The organism is Fodinibius sp. GM108, assembly GCF_058386985.1.
The window spans coordinates 230,812-245,561 of the sequence record NZ_JBYEIR010000001.1; the positions used below are offsets into that span (position 1 = coordinate 230,812).

Consider the following 14,750-nt stretch of genomic DNA (forward strand, 5'->3'; position numbering starts at 1 on the left):
TTTATTTATAGGTTCAATGTATTTCTATCTCAACCTAAAAGGTTCAATGACGTATTATATTACAGGATTCTGGATAATTGTTATAAAATTTTTGGGTCCGTTGTCGTCATGTATCATTATGGTTCTTGGGGAATTGTTCTCTCTGTACTACCACAAGTAGACATTCTTTGCCCCATATAGGGATTTGATATCTTTTTGTTCTTACTAATCCAGGTAGCTCCCTTTTTATTATCAGCCATTGGGCAATACTGGAGATAAAGTTCCTGTTTATCGAAACCTTGATTCTCAACGGCGTTCACAAGATTGTCAGAAATAGCGATAAACGCAGACCGTAGTTGTTTTAAGGTTTTGGCGTTAGACCCGGCGTTGACCGCTTCAACCATAGCTGCGTGATGTTTTCGATGCATTTCGGAATGCTCGGGATGGTTATTCATTGCAGCACTCTGTGTTACTTCAACACGAAAATCTACAAGCTGCGATTGAGCCTTGTCAAAGCTGTCATTGGCCAATGCGCTTTTCATATTCAAATAGCTTTTAACTAGTGTATCCAAGTGCTCGGCGTGCTGGTGGGGTTCCTCAGTGTTATCAGCTTTGGAAGTTTCCCCCTCCATCTCCATCGAGCCGTGATCGTGTCCAGCCGGCTTGCTGCCGTCCGGATTTTGATTCATCATGCTTGCTTTCCCGGCCAGTTGGGCGGCGCTGTCAATTTTAAAGTTGCCGTGTGTAACTACTTCTTCCCCAGGTTCTACACCTGATTTGACTACATACTGGTCACCTACGCGCTGACCCAGAATCACTTCCCGAAACTCAAATGTGGGCTGCGAAGTATTCGGTTTTTGAACATACACGACGGAACGTTCTCCGGTCCACAGCACCGCTGATTTTGGAACTAAAATCTGCTCTTTACCGCCTTCTACATTAGAGGAAATAATGCCCTCAGCCAGCATCTGGGGTTTTAATTGTCCATCAGTATTTTCGGCTTCGGCCCGTATGTTGGCGGTCCGCGATTGCGGATCCAAAATGGGGTCGATGTAGGTTACTTCGGCCTTGAAGGTTTCGCCGGGGTAGGCTTGTACCGAGAACGATACCTGGTCGCCCGTTCGCAGGCCTGCCAAATCGCTTTCGTACGCATCAAACATGACCCAAACAGTGGAGAGGTTGGCAATTCTGTACATTAGGCTGCCCGTGTTAACGTAATCTTCGCGAGCCACTTTCCGGTCGGTGACCACGCCATCTACCGGCGATACAATATCGACGGTTGTTTGAATATTACCGCTCTGTTCAACCTCATTGATCGTTGATTTGGGCAGTTCCCAAAGCTCCAGTTTCTTTCGTGCTGCACGATAAAGCGTAGGATTTGTCTCTTTTCGTTTTGCTGCTTCAAGCAGTTCCTTTTGGGCCGTCACCAACTGGGGGGAATAGATCGAAGCCAGCTTTTCACCCTTGGAAACTTGCTGTCCGGTGAAATCAATATATAACTGCTCGATACGACCCGGAAATTGAGCTGAAATGCTTGCGGTTTTTCGTTCATCAACAACCACTTTGCCCGGCATGCGGATTTTTTGGGTGGCTACTTTCTTAACAACTTCCGTTGTTTGTACCTGGGCCAGTCGGGTAGCTGCTTCGGTCATTTGCATCTCATATGGACCCGCAGCTTCTGCCGATGATTCCTGATTGGCGGGGATCAATTCCATCCCGCAGATTGGACAATTTCCTGGTTCCGATTGACGCACGCTGGGATGCATGCTGCAGGTATAAACGACTTCTCCCTGCTCATTCGTGTGAGTTTCGCTGATATGCTGCTCCATGTCGGTTGACTGGTCAGTGGATGTGCCACCAAATAGCAACCAACCCAGCAGTAATCCTGCCAGCAGTATCCCGGCTGTTCGTGCGATTTGTTTATAGTTAAAAGATGTCTTCATAATGGTATGATCTTTTATAGGCCTGCAACTAATAGGCCTCTTTATGTGGATTTAGTTTGTATGTTCAATTTCTTCAGAACTGATGTTGTACTTTCCATACAGGTACTCGATCTGTGCTACAGCGCTGTTTTGATCAACGACTGCTTCCACCTGCGAAAGTTCGTAGTCCAGCAGCTTGCGCTGGAGCCGTAATAGCTCCTCAAAATCCGTATCTCCTGTGGCATACTGTTGGGTGAGGATATCAATAGCTTGGAGGGTACGCTGGATTTGTACGTCTTTGTAAAGCCCAACACGACGTTTCCCGTCCCGGTAGTCACGAAGTGCTTTTTCCAGCTGGGTTTGAAGGCGGTTTTCTGCAGCTGACCGACGGCTTTGAACCGCATTAAGCTCAATGCGAGCCTGCTGCTCTTTTGCCTGGTATTTCTTACGGTACAGCGGAATTTGGATTCCCACGCGAGCCATGATCGCATCCTTCCCATTATCAGGCATTGCCATACTGCGCTCGTCGGTAACGACATAATCGAGTCCGAGACCAAACTTGGGCAACCCTTCTTTGCGGGCTGCCTTGATTGAGCTTCGTGCTGAAGAAGCCTGAAAATCTATTTTCGTTAGATTGGGATTGTGCTGAAGTACGGATTGTTCAATTTCTGCTTTTGACATTGCCAGAGGTTGAGATCTGAGGGTATCGGCGATAGTGATTCCCCTTTCATCCGAACGATTTAAGAGCTCGTTGAACGCTTGAATTTCAACCGTTTTGTTATCCTTGAGCAGCTCGAGCCGCGTTTTTAGATCCTCTTTTTCGATCTGCACGCGAAGCACATCTACCTGACCAACCTGATTATTCTCGTAACGCTGGATGGCCAGGGATTCGAAAGTCTCCAGTATCTCGATATTTTCTCGCAGAATCTGGATGGATTGATCGATTTGATACAGCTTGTACCACTGCTTATGTACTTGGTAAAACAGCTGATTCCGGGTGTCTTGAAACACCTCAAATTTGGCTTTGGCCATCTTTGTGGTAGCCTCTCCTTTTGCACCCAGCGTACCAAACCAGGGAAACATTTGGGTCAGGCCAAACCGGGCTTGCTGTGGGCCAACCCTTGTTTCGATCGGATTAATGAAATACCCGAACGAAAGTTCAGGATCGGGCAGGGTGTTGACCTGCGGCACTTGCTGCAGTGTAGATAAATACTGCTGATACTGGGCCTTCAGCTCGGGATTGTTTTCAGCTGCTTGTTTTAGGTATTGGCTGATTGCCTGATGTTCGGTTTCCGTAGATTGTCCAATCCCTTTCGTTACTAATAACAATACGAGAACTATCGGTGTGAATAATTTTGATAGCGATTTCATATCACTGAATTTCTTAAGAGTTAACATGTTGCACCTCGGTATCCTTTGTTTCTGTGGATCGTTTAAGTTGCCAGTGCTTCCACATGCCGTAGAGGACCGGCACCACGAACAGCGTGATAATCTGCAGGAACATCCCGCCCACGCTGGGGATCGCCATCGGTACCATGATGTCCGCTCCTCGTCCGGTGGAAGTCAGTACCGGAATCAGCGCCAGAATGGTGGTGGCGGTCGTCATCATCGTGGGACGAATACGTCGCCCGGCCGCTTCCCGCACGGCTTCGTTAATTTCTGACAAACTTTGAGGATTGTCGCGTTCAAACACTTGATCCAGGTAGGTGGCCATGACTACGCCACCCTCGGCGGCAATGCCGAAGAGTGCAATAAAGCCAACCCAAACGGCAATACTCAGGTTGACTGTCCCCATCTGAAACAGCTCACGCATATTGGTGCCAAACATATTGAAATCCATAAACCAACCCTGCCCGTAAAGCCAAACGAGGATAAATCCACCTGCCCAAGCCACGAAGATACTGCTGAATATCATCATCGACGTGGGAACCGAACGGAACTGGAAGTAGATGATCAGGAAGATGAGTAGCATGGCAATCGGTAAAATAACCGACAGGCGTTTTGAAGCCCGAACCTGGTTTTCGTAGTTACCCGCAAACTCGTAGCTAATGCCGGAAGGCACGGTCAGCTCACCTGACTCAATCTGCTGCTGCAGGTAATTCTTGGCGTTCTGTACGGCATCCACCTCGGCGACCGAATCCATACTGTCGAAGATGACATAGCCCACCATGAAGGTGTTTTCGCTTTTGATCACCTGTGGGCCTTGCCGGTACTTTATTTCAGCTAGTTGACCAAGTGGAACCTGGTTACCCATTCCGGTCGGCACCAGCATCTGTCGTATTTTATCGGGATCATCGCGCTGCTCCCGGGCATATCGGACGCGAATAGGATAACGCTCACGTCCTTCGACCGTTTTCGCCAGCGTCACCCCGCCAAGTGCCACTTCCAGATAATGCTGGACGTCCTGCATGGAAATGCCGTAGCGGGCAATCTTGTCTCGTTTTATATCGATTTCCAAGTACGGTTTGCCCACGATCCGATCGGCAAACACCGATGACGGCTTAATACCAGGCACATTTTGTAAGGCTTCCTCCAAACGAAGTCCGAAGTCTTCAATAGTTTGCAGGTCTTGTCCTTTCACCTTGACGCCCATGGGCGCGCGCATCCCTGACTGCAGCATAATCTGTCGCGTTTGGATCGGTTGCAGTTTGGGCGCTGATGTCACGCCGGGAATATCAGCGGCTTTGACAATTTCATTCCAGATATCATCCGGCGACTGAATCTTGTCACGCCACTGCCGGTAATACTGTCCGTTGGGATCCGGGACCAGCTCTCCGTTTTCGTTGCGGACAAATTTGCCTTCTGAATCCACCTTGTATCGCACCCGGTGACCATCTTCATTGGTTTTATACTCAGTTTTATAAGTGATAATGGTTTCATACATAGATACCGGGGCCGGATCCAGTGCCGACTCGGTGCGTCCCATCTTTCCAACGGCCGTTTTTACTTCGGGGATAGAAGAAACCCGCATATCCATTTTTTGCATAATGTCTTTGGCTTCTTCAATCCCCACATGCGGCATGGTCGTCGGCATCAGCAGAAATGAGCCTTCATCCAGCGGCGGCATAAACTCCTCACCCAAACCGGGAAAAGTAGATTGGGCGGCCTGCCAAGGGGCGGTTTCCTCGATATCAATGCCCACCGCGTTAAAGCCAGTGGATACAAATCCAAATACCGAGGAGAAGCCGAGCCAGATGACCACCGCCAGTACAGCCAGCGAGGTCGGTATCGAAAGGAAGAGCCCTTTGTTATTGAGGCACCAATCCAAGATGGGACGATAGTAGTAAATCACCAGCCAGAAGCCGCCCATGATGATCGTCAGCAGCAGTGCGACCATGATGAAATTAAAAGCAAACGCCACGCCTGGACCCAACGGCAGCCACGTGCGGGTAAGCAGCCAGGTGACGCCCAGCACAATGATGGCCATATTCATGCGCGGCAGGTTGCGCTGATATCGCTCGTCATCAATAAATAGAGCCGCTCCGTTAATTAGTCCAAAAGCTATAAGTACCAACCCGGCCCATGCTACAGCGGTAATGGCTATGTATAGCCCACCTCCAATTAACAGTCCATTCCAGGCCATGCGAATGGGACGTTTCTTAATCTTCAGGGAAAAGAACCAGTGGGCGAAAGGCGGAATGAGCGTAATCACGATAATGATTGCCGCCACCAGCGCGAACGTTTTGGTAAATGCTAAGGGTCGGAACAGTTTTCCTTCGGCAGCTACCATTGTAAAGACCGGCAGGAAGCTCACAATGGTCATGGTGATGGCGGTAACGATGGCATGAGCCACCTCACTGGAGGCCCGGTAGATCACTTCCAACAGGGATTCATCAGGATCGGCCCGCTCCATGTGCTGGAGCATATTCTCTGAGAGCACAATCCCCATATCTACAATCGTCCCAATGGCAATGGCAATACCCGAAAGCGAGACAATATTGGCATCCACCCCAGCCAGTTTCATTGCGATGAAGGTCATAAGTACCGCCACCGGAAGCATCCCTGAAATCAGGATCGAGGTGCGCAGGTTCAGCACCATCACGATAATGACGATAATGGTAATCAGCACCTCCAGGGTGAGAGCTTCTTCAAGCGTGCCGAGGGTTTCGTGGATCAGCTCGCTGCGGTCATAAAACGGCACAATTTCAACTTTTGACTGCTTACCGTCATCCAGTTTTTTGGAAGGCAGACCGGGTTCAATCTCATTGATCTTGGCTTTTACATTTTCAATGACCTGCATGGGATTGGCACCCTCGCGTGCCGTGACCACGGCTCCGACCACTTCGGCACCTCCTTTGTCAAGCGCCCCCCTCCGCAGGGCCGGGCCTCGACTAACATTCGCCACATTGTTGATGCGAACAGGCGTGTTATCCACTACTTTAACCACCGCCTGTTCGAGGTCTTCGAGGTTTTCGATATATCCGAGTCCACGAACCAAGTATTCCACGTTGTTCATTTCGATAGTCCGCGCACCAACTTCGGCATTGCTCTCTTTAACGGCCTTGAATACATCCGTCATCGCAATGCCATATTCGTGCATGGCTTCGGGATCCACATCGACTTGGTATTCGCTAACGTAACCTCCGATTGGGGCTACTTCCGCCACGCCTTCGGCTGAGGATAGCGCATATCCCACGTAAAAATCCTGGATGCTTCGTAGCTCCTGCAAATCCCAGCCGCCGGTAGGATCGCCGTTGCTGTCACGTCCTTCCAAGGTGTACCAGAAAATCTGTCCAAGCCCCGTGGCATCGGGCCCGAGCGTAGGCTGCACGCCCTGTGGAAGCGTGCCGGAGGGCAGTGAGTTTAACTTTTCGAGGATGCGCGAGCGACTCCAGTAAAAATCCACATCCTCTTCAAAAATCACGTAGATGCTGGATGTCCCCATCATAGAACTGCTGCGCACCGTTTTTACGCCGGGCACGGTCAGCAGTTGAGTAGTCAGCGGATAGGTGATTTGGTCTTCGATATCCTGTGGTGAACGCCCGGGCCAAGAGGTATAGACGATTTGCTGGTTTTGACCGAGATTGGGAATCGCATCCACAGCCACGGGGTCCTGTGGCAGCCAGTCGATATCCCAGGAAAAGGGTGCGACGGCGATCCCCCAGGCGACCATAGCGCTCAGCAGAAGCACTGCGATTAGTTTATTTTCGAGAAAAAAGCGTATCGTTTTGTCTAACATGATAGCGGTGAATTAGCCAATAAAAGCTTGCCAATGTTAATCACCCGATATAATCTGAAATGCTTATTCGCATTTTCTACTCAGGTGTGTAAAATTTTTTTGGAAGCGGTTTATGCCTGTGGAAAGACTGGAACTATAATCCAGTGTAATCGCTGGTGTTCAGGCAAAGGTCCAGCTAAAATACAGTCTGAACCCTAAAGGTGGTGGCTAATTCAAAAAAGTGCTGTTCAGCAGAAAGATAGGTGGGTGATAATGAAGAGATGACGATTCATCTTTGACTGCAGGTGGATGATCGCTGTCTTCCTGAATAGTTGTTAACTCCTCCAGTAGCTTCGCAGCTATTACAATTTTTGTGTGTTGCGTAATGGCTGGTATATCAGAGAGATTGCTGCCAATGGTCTGCTGGCAGAAAGCTTGTTGCTGACAATTTTGTGACTCTTTTTTCTTTTCGTGATGACTATTTATGTCTGCAAAATTACAACAAGCATGAACAGTGTGAGACATTTCCATATCACAGGTAAGGCTGGCAGCAGCCAGTCCCGCAGGCAGTGCGATGGTGCTAGCAAATAGCACCATCGTGAGCGCTGCAATCAGACGATATGTCTTTTTGGGAATATTCAAGAAAATTACTGTCTGTCAAAAATTAGATCTGATAATATAACAAAATATTCAATGATTAGTTCAAACAGGATTTTTATCTGTTTTTTAATCAAAATTTCGCGTGGTGTTAAATAGTACTATTTGTAGTACCGAAGGGGAATAAGGGGAAAGGGTTTCCCGATTGATGGCTAAATTCTTAGATTTCACAACAAGCGTTAGCTTGCTCTTCTACTTGACTTGTAGAATCGCTTTTAGCAGTAAGGCTAAATCCCTTATCGGAGTACTTATTCTGGATGCGGATGGCGTTGCCAATGGCAATAAGAGCCACACCAACATCAGCAAAAATAGCTTCCCACATAGTGGCCATGCCAAAGGTAGCCAGAACCATCACGAGGACTTTAATCCCTAATGCAAAACCAATGTTTTGCCATACGATGCGATGCGTAAAGTTTGCGATCTCAATAGCCAATGGTATCTTGGATGGCTGGTCGGTTTGAATAACCACATCAGCCGTTTCGACAGTTGCATCCGAGCCAATGCCGCCCATGGCTATACCAATGTCGGCCAGTGTAATGACCGGAGCATCATTGACCCCATCTCCAATAAACCCTACTGTTTTGGATGGGCTTAGCGCTTGCTCGACGTGTCGATATTTTTCGTCAGGTAACAGGCTTCCATACGCATGATCCAACCCCAGCTTTCGAGATACATGGTCGACCACTTCTTGGTTATCTCCGGACAGCATCACGATTTCGTTGACACCATGTTTTCGAAGGTCCTCAATAGCTTGCTTGCTATCCTCCTTGATCTGGTCGGCAATGCTGATGGTACCAACATGTATGCCATCCTCGGCCACATGTACATAGGTATAAGGATCATCAACATCGGTGGAAGAAATGCTGATACCCTCCTGTTTTAATAGATCACTGTTTCCGACGACAACAGTTTTCCCGTTGACGCTGCCTTTTAATCCTTTGCCGGAAATTTCCTGCTGATTTTCTACGGGGTGCAGCTGTTGCCCATTGGTGCGGTTGAGGATCGCTTTTGCTATCGGATGAGTGGAGTCCTGTTCCAGGGAAGCGGCCAGTCTAAGCAATTCTTCCTGGCTATATCCATTCACGGGATGGATATAGCGAACCTCAAAGCTGCCTTCGGTCATCGTGCCCGTTTTGTCCATGAACAGGGTTTTCATCTTTCGCAGCTGATCAAGGAAATCCGAACCTTTAAGCAGAATGCCGTTTCGGGAGGCTGCCCCGATACCACCGAAATAACCGAGGGGAATGGAAATAACTAATCCACATGGGCAAGAGACAACGAGGAAAATAAGGGCTCGGTAAAACCAATCCTGAAAGACATAGTTTTCAACCACAAAATACGGGACGAATGTAAGAGCTACCGCCAGCCAAACGACGATGGGGGTATAGATACTGGCAAACCTCGTCATAAACCGTTGCGTCGGGGCTTTTCGCTTGGAAGCTTCCTGGACCATCGTTAAAATGTTGGATAGCTTTGTATCCTCATAGCCGCTGGTTACTTTAATGCGGACCAGTCGGTCCTGGTTGATTGAACCGGCCCATACCTCTTCACCCGATTCCCTACTCATGGGTTTTGACTCACCGGTCAGGGCTGCGGTATTAAAGGAAGCCTTTTCGGTAAGGAGCTCGCCATCAAGTGGTACTTTTTCGCCGGGTTTTACCTGGATGATTTCACCTGTTTCAATCTTGGAGGGATGGACGCTTTCCGTTGTCCCATTGCGCTCTACCGTAGCCGTGTCCGGTTGTTGATCTATTAGGCTCTTAATGGATTGCTTTGCCCGGTTCACCGCTCCATCCTGGGCGTATTCGCCTACCATGTAGAAGAGCATGACGGCTACCCCTTCAGCATATTCGCCAATGGCAAAAGCACCAACAGTGGCAATGCCCATCAGCAAGAACTCACTGAATATGGTGCCGCTTTTTATAGACTTGAACGCTTTCATCCACACCGGTCCGCCGACAACAATATATGAAAGTCCATATAGTGGCAAATACACATAGGCCTGACTGGAAAACGAAAACGCGTGTTCAACAATCAAGGCCGCTGCTAAAAACAGGGCGCTGGCAATGGCCTCTTTATATTTTTTTATAAATGTCATGATTATTCAGTTGTGATTTTGTTTGAGCCATTCCCACGCACTCTCGGCTTGATCAATGGGAAAGAATTGCATCTCTTCCTTGGTGATGGGATCGACGAGCTTCGTACCCCACTCTTGCCATTTTTTATCTCCCACTACCGCAATTCGATCAAAATATCCAATGTATTCGGCATCAAGCTGCAAGTCTTTCCAAAATGCTGCGGTATCCTGCCATCCCCCAAAATCTTCCAGTATCATGATTAAATGGGGGTCATCAGATGCAGTTGCAAACTTGTTTAAAGCCGGTTCTAGGTCATCCAAGTCTTCTTTTGAAAGCTTGCCGGATGCCTTGATGGCAAGAATGTCGTCATTAGTATGAGCATTTACTTCAATCATAGCATGAAATTGTTTTCTTCGACTTCAAATTCTACTTCCAAGATAACTGCCGGTCGCAAAGAGTGCTTGCATCTTTATGTGAATCTTGTGCAAAATTATGCGGACAATGAGTTTGGGGCAGCGGGTTTTAAGGTGTCATGCGGACAGCAGGCCCGACAGTGGTTTGAACAGAAGCGGATCCTGTTAACAGCAATGTTGCTCATCCTGTTGAACAGGAGGGCACGGTACATCTCCAAAAGAGCAAAATACGCAACAGTCACCTTTATTGGGCTTTAGTAGGTTGCCACAGCTGGGGCATTGCCAAAAATATTAGCAGGAATCGGTTGGCATAGTTTCGGTTGCTTCTTCTCTGCATTCAGGGCAGGTAATTGTTGATTTTAATTGTACGTTGCTCATAGCCGATCAATTGAATTTCGTTTGTTCTCTTTGATCTCTTTGAAATGGGAGGGTGACAATCCGGTTTCTTTTTTAAACTGCCTGGAAAAATGTTGTTGGCTGCTGTAGTCCAGTTCCAAAGCGATCTGGCCAAGCGTTTTTTCATCATAGACAATGAGTTCTTTGGCCCGTTCAACTTTCTGCAGGATAAAGTACCGCTCGATAGACTTGCCTTCGACTCCCGAAAACAGGCGGCTAAGGTGCTGGTAGTCTTTGTGAATGTTCTCAGAGAGATAATCGGACAGGTTCTTTTCTAATGGTTCTTCTGATCGGACTTGCTGGATAATAAGCTGCTTAATCTGTTCTACGGTGCGGCTGTTTTCATCATCGATAATATCAAAGCCATTGTTGTGAATAATGGATACCAATCGCTCATAATCTTTTTCGGTAACAGTTTCGGATAGGTAAAGTTCGCCGAGTTCAATCTTTTGGACATCGAAGCCGGCATCGGTGAGTTTTTCCTGCAGAACTTCAGCACAATGGCTGCACACCATGTTTTTAATATGAAAATGTTTGTGATCCATAACTTAAAAGGTATAATAATTTGAGAAAACTGTCACTGCGGTCAAACAGTGACAGTCTCGGGGATAGTGATGGGACGTTGGTTATCGTATGACATCGTCATCGGTTTCCCCGGTTCGGATTCGTACAGCTTGTTCTACGTTGGATACAAATATCTTTCCGTCTCCGTAATTACCCGTCTGTCCCTTTTCAACAATTATTGAGATAATTTCATCCATCCGATGGGAAGGTACAACCGTTTCCAGTTTAATACGCTGAACCAGTTGGGCTGCTTCTTTTTCTTGGGCATGACCCCAGCCGCGCACGTCACTCAGCGTAATACCGGGGGCATCCTCAAGGTTTTCAAGGGTGTCAATAACATAATCAATCATGTTGGTTCGAATAAAAGCTTTAATCTCTTTCATAATATTTGATAGTTAAATTAGACCTGTCAGGTCTCGAAAACCTAACAGGTCTGTTGTTTTAAATTTACAGTTCGGCATGTTCGACTGGTTCGGCAAACCACTTGTAGATGGTCGGCAGTACGACCAGCGTAAGCAGGGTAGAGGTAAACAATCCACCTACAACCACGGCCGCCAGCGGGCGCTGCACGTTGGAGCCGATATCATTGGCTAGCAGTAGCGGCAACAGGCCCAAACCGGTGGTCAAGGCGGTCATCAGTACGGGACGCAGGCGCAGCAGCGAAGCCCGTACGACTGACTTCTCGGTGGACATGCCTTCCTCTCGCAGCTGATTGATATAGGATACAATAACCAGCCCGTTGAGTACCGCAATTCCGAAGATCGCGATAAACCCTACCGCTGCCGGTACCGACAGGTACAGTCCGGAGACCCAGAGGGCAAAGATCCCCCCGATGGTAGCAAACGGAATGTTTAGAAAGATAAGCACCGCATAGCGCCAGCTGCCGAAGGTGGAAAACAGCATAAAGAAGATTAGTCCCAGGGTAATGGGAACCACCACCATCAGCCGGTTCATCGCACGCCGTTGGTTTTCAAACTGTCCGCCGTATTCGGTAAAGTACCCGGCGGGCAGATCTACTTGCTGGTCTACTTTTTGGCGAATCTCGTTGACGACGCTCCCCATATCCCGACCGCGTACGTTCAGTTGCACGTATGTACGTCGACTGGCCTTGTTGCGGGATATTTGTTTGGGACCGGTAAAGACCTCCACATCTGCGATCTGGGAGAGCGGTATTAGGGAACCTTTTGCCGTTCGAACGGGCAACTCTCGCACTTGCTCAATGCGTTTGCGTTGGTTTTCCTGCAGGCGAACGAAGATATCAAAGCGGCGAATACCCTCAAATACCTGACCGGCTACCGAGCCCCCAATACCGGTTTCTACGGTTTTCAGAAAGTCGTCGATGCTGATGCCCAGTCGTGCCAGCTGCTCGCGATCGGGTCGCACAAGGATTTGTGGTTTGCCACCCTGTTGTTGGGCACGGACATCCACGGCTCCTTCTACGCTTTTGGCAACCTCCGCAATCTCTTGGGCCTTTTGAGCCAGGGTATCGAGATCATCACCATACAAGCTGGCAACGACCTGGGCGCGAACGCCACTGAGTAGCTCATCCGTACGAAGCTGGATAGGCTGAGAAAAGTTGGAAGCCACGCCCGGCAGATCTTCCTGCAGTTTTTCAGCCATCGCCGACTGCAGCTCTTCATAGCTGCGTCCGGCTTCCCACTCATCGAGGGGTTTTAGGTTCACGACATTGAAGACCACGTTCACCGGCTCGGGATCGCCGCCTACTTCGGCACGTCCCACGCGGGAATAGATCCCTTGCACTTCGGGAAAGGTTTGCATCGACTCCTGAATACGCTTCGTGTATTCTTTGGTGGTCGGAAGGTTAGCGCCCGGTGGCAGTACAGAGCGTACTGCAAAGGTACCTTCCCGCAAGGTCGGCTGAAACTCGGTTCCCAGGAAGGGGAATACCGCCATACTTGCGGCAAACAGCACGAGAGCTCCACCAAAGACCATCTTGGGGAATTTCGTGGCTTTTTCAATCAGCGGGCGGCTGTATCCTTTCACCTTGCGGACCAACCACGGCTCTTTGTCCATCCCCTTATCCGGCAGGATGAAACTGGAAATGACCGGGATGTAAGTCAGGGCTAGAAAGATGGCTCCGCCCAGTGCAAAGGTAATGGTATAGGCCAGGGGCTTAAACATTTTACCCTCGACGCCTTCCAGCGAAAAGAGCGGGATGAATACGATAATAATAATGCTGGTCGCAAAGATCACCGGGCGTATCACTTCGCGTGCAGCTTCGCCTACCACCCGCACCAGAGATACATTTTCAGTATCCCGTTCTTCCAGCAGGCGATAGGTATTTTCCACGATCACGGTGGCACTATCCCCGATCATACCAATGCTGATCGCCAAGCCCCCCAGACTCATCAGGTTCGCCGATATGCCCATGAGGTTCATCCCAATGAAGGCAATCAAAAATGCAATGGGAACGGTGGATATAATAATAAGTGTCGAGCGAAGGTCCCCCATAAAAAAGTAGAGGATGACCAGCACAAGAATGGCCCCGATGTACAGAGCATTGCTGACTGTACCCACGGCTTTGCTGACGAGCTGTCCCTGCGAGTAAAAGGGCTTCATAACCATGCCGTCAGGCAGTGCTTTATTAATGGCATCGATCTTTTGATCCACTTGGGCCAGCAGGTCTTGCGTGTTCGTGCCAATGAGCTTGAGCACAAAGCCTCCCACCGATTCCTCTTGGTCTTTAATAAGAGTGCCCCGTTTAATCTCGGAGCCGAATTCCACCTTGGCGACATCCTTGACGTAAATGGGCGTACCATCAGAGTTTTTGACAATGATGTTTCGGATATCCTCCAGCCCCTGCTTGTCTGGCTTAATCCAGCCGTAGCCGCGGACGAGATACTCTTCGCCTCCTCGTTCCAAAAAGGAAGCACCCACATTCCGGTTGTTGCTATTGATGGCTTTTTCCAGGTCCCCCAGGGTAAGCCCGCGTGAAATCAGGGCGTTCATATCGGCATTGACCTGGAACTGTCGGACATCCCCACCCAAAGAAAGCACACCGGTAACCCCGGGCACCGTGCGCAGTTGAGGTTTTACGATCCAGTCCTGGGCCGTGCGAAGTTCCATCAGGGAGTGGTCGGCGGTATCGGTGTTGGTCACTTCGTACATCATGACCGTCCCAAGTCCCGTAGTAATGGGACCCAGTTGTGGTTGTCCCAGCCCATCAGGAATGGATTCCTTTGCTTTGGAGAGTCGTTCCATGACTAATCTTCGGGCAAAATAGATGTCGGTGCCATCCTCGAAGTATATGTTTACGCGCGAAAGCCCGAAGATGGAGGTACTCTGCACGCGATCCAGCTTGGGCAGCCCATACATCGAGATTTCAATGGGGTAGCTGATCTGCGTCTCCACATCCACCGGAGAAAGGCCGGGGCTAGAGGTAAACACCTGTACCATGGTGGGCGATACGTCCGGGAAGGAGTCAATGGGGACATCCTCAAAAGAGAAGTATCCATAGACGCCAACGGCCGCCACCAGAATGAGGATGGTCAAACGATTCTTTAATACGTTGTCAATTATTTGTTGAAGCATAAGTCTGTCAGTTAAGAAATTCGATATTGCA

General features: G+C 48.9%; 10 protein-coding genes and 1 pseudogene. 1 reads left to right on the plus strand and 10 read right to left on the minus strand.

The features are described 5' to 3' along the window. Positions 1 to 116 precede the first annotated feature (116 nt). From ACT3ID_RS01125 to ACT3ID_RS01150, 6 genes are all read right to left on the minus strand, one after another. Complete coding sequence (locus ACT3ID_RS01125) at positions 117 to 1,922, minus strand: efflux RND transporter periplasmic adaptor subunit (RefSeq protein ID WP_491540139.1); 1,806 nt, start codon at positions 1,920 to 1,922, stop codon at positions 117 to 119. Between the two features lie 51 nt (positions 1,923 to 1,973). Then, positions 1,974 to 3,272, minus strand: a complete 1,299-nt coding sequence (locus ACT3ID_RS01130; protein ID WP_491540140.1) for a TolC family protein — start codon at positions 3,270 to 3,272, stop codon at positions 1,974 to 1,976. A 13-nt stretch (positions 3,273 to 3,285) separates the two neighbouring features. Further along, positions 3,286 to 7,080 (minus strand): efflux RND transporter permease subunit, encoded by a 3,795-nt coding sequence (locus ACT3ID_RS01135; RefSeq protein WP_491540141.1) that lies wholly within the window; start codon positions 7,078 to 7,080, stop codon positions 3,286 to 3,288. A 207-nt stretch (positions 7,081 to 7,287) separates the two neighbouring features. Further along, on the minus strand, positions 7,288 to 7,701 hold the full coding sequence (locus ACT3ID_RS01140; RefSeq protein ID WP_491540142.1) for a hypothetical protein: 414 nt from the start codon (positions 7,699 to 7,701) through the stop codon (positions 7,288 to 7,290). A gap of 175 nt (positions 7,702 to 7,876) precedes the next feature. Next, positions 7,877 to 9,814, minus strand: a complete 1,938-nt coding sequence (locus ACT3ID_RS01145; protein WP_491540143.1) for a heavy metal translocating P-type ATPase — start codon at positions 9,812 to 9,814, stop codon at positions 7,877 to 7,879. A gap of 6 nt (positions 9,815 to 9,820) precedes the next feature. Next, the gene (locus ACT3ID_RS01150; RefSeq protein WP_095606391.1) at positions 9,821 to 10,189 is read right to left on the minus strand and encodes a SpoIIAA family protein; all 369 of its coding nucleotides are present in this window, start codon (positions 10,187 to 10,189) and stop codon (positions 9,821 to 9,823) included. A 3-nt stretch (positions 10,190 to 10,192) separates the two neighbouring features. On the opposite strand from ACT3ID_RS01150, the gene ACT3ID_RS01155 reads away from it, so the two are divergent. Beyond that, entirely contained in the window at positions 10,193 to 10,465 is a 273-nt protein-coding gene (locus ACT3ID_RS01155; protein ID WP_491540570.1) for a hypothetical protein, read from the plus strand. Here the strand turns inward: ACT3ID_RS01155 and ACT3ID_RS01160 are convergent. The 4 genes and pseudogenes from ACT3ID_RS01160 to ACT3ID_RS01175 form a co-directional block, all read right to left on the minus strand. Continuing rightward, positions 10,373 to 10,585, minus strand: a pseudogene (locus tag ACT3ID_RS01160) (GDCCVxC domain-containing (seleno)protein). The gene ACT3ID_RS01155 and the pseudogene ACT3ID_RS01160 overlap by 93 nt on opposite strands. After that, positions 10,582 to 11,148 (minus strand): helix-turn-helix domain-containing protein, encoded by a 567-nt coding sequence (locus ACT3ID_RS01165; RefSeq protein WP_491540144.1) that lies wholly within the window; start codon positions 11,146 to 11,148, stop codon positions 10,582 to 10,584. Before ACT3ID_RS01165 ends, ACT3ID_RS01160 begins: the two are co-directional and overlap by 4 nt. Before the next feature lie 81 nt (positions 11,149 to 11,229). Then, positions 11,230 to 11,550 (minus strand): P-II family nitrogen regulator, encoded by a 321-nt coding sequence (locus ACT3ID_RS01170; protein WP_491540145.1) that lies wholly within the window; start codon positions 11,548 to 11,550, stop codon positions 11,230 to 11,232. Positions 11,551 to 11,614: 64 nt separating this feature from the next. Beyond that, the gene (locus ACT3ID_RS01175) at positions 11,615 to 14,719 is read right to left on the minus strand and encodes an efflux RND transporter permease subunit (RefSeq protein WP_491540146.1); all 3,105 of its coding nucleotides are present in this window, start codon (positions 14,717 to 14,719) and stop codon (positions 11,615 to 11,617) included. Between the last annotated feature and the right edge of the window lie 31 nt (positions 14,720 to 14,750).

Bases quoted from the DNA above. Each gene is read 5' to 3' on its own strand.
- ACT3ID_RS01125 (WP_491540139.1), bottom strand. From the start codon at position 1,922: ATGAAGACATCTTTTAACTATAAACAAATCGCACGAACAGCCGGGATA.
- ACT3ID_RS01130 (WP_491540140.1), bottom strand. From the start codon at position 3,272: ATGAAATCGCTATCAAAATTATTCACACCGATAGTTCTCGTATTGTTA.
- ACT3ID_RS01135 (WP_491540141.1), bottom strand. From the start codon at position 7,080: ATGTTAGACAAAACGATACGCTTTTTTCTCGAAAATAAACTAATCGCA.
- ACT3ID_RS01145 (WP_491540143.1), bottom strand. From the start codon at position 9,814: ATGACATTTATAAAAAAATATAAAGAGGCCATTGCCAGCGCCCTGTTT.
- ACT3ID_RS01150 (WP_095606391.1), bottom strand. From the start codon at position 10,189: ATGATTGAAGTAAATGCTCATACTAATGACGACATTCTTGCCATCAAG.
- ACT3ID_RS01155 (WP_491540570.1), top strand. From the start codon at position 10,193: ATGAAATTGTTTTCTTCGACTTCAAATTCTACTTCCAAGATAACTGCC.
- ACT3ID_RS01165 (WP_491540144.1), bottom strand. From the start codon at position 11,148: ATGGATCACAAACATTTTCATATTAAAAACATGGTGTGCAGCCATTGT.
- ACT3ID_RS01170 (WP_491540145.1), bottom strand. From the start codon at position 11,550: ATGAAAGAGATTAAAGCTTTTATTCGAACCAACATGATTGATTATGTT.
- ACT3ID_RS01175 (WP_491540146.1), bottom strand. From the start codon at position 14,719: ATGCTTCAACAAATAATTGACAACGTATTAAAGAATCGTTTGACCATC.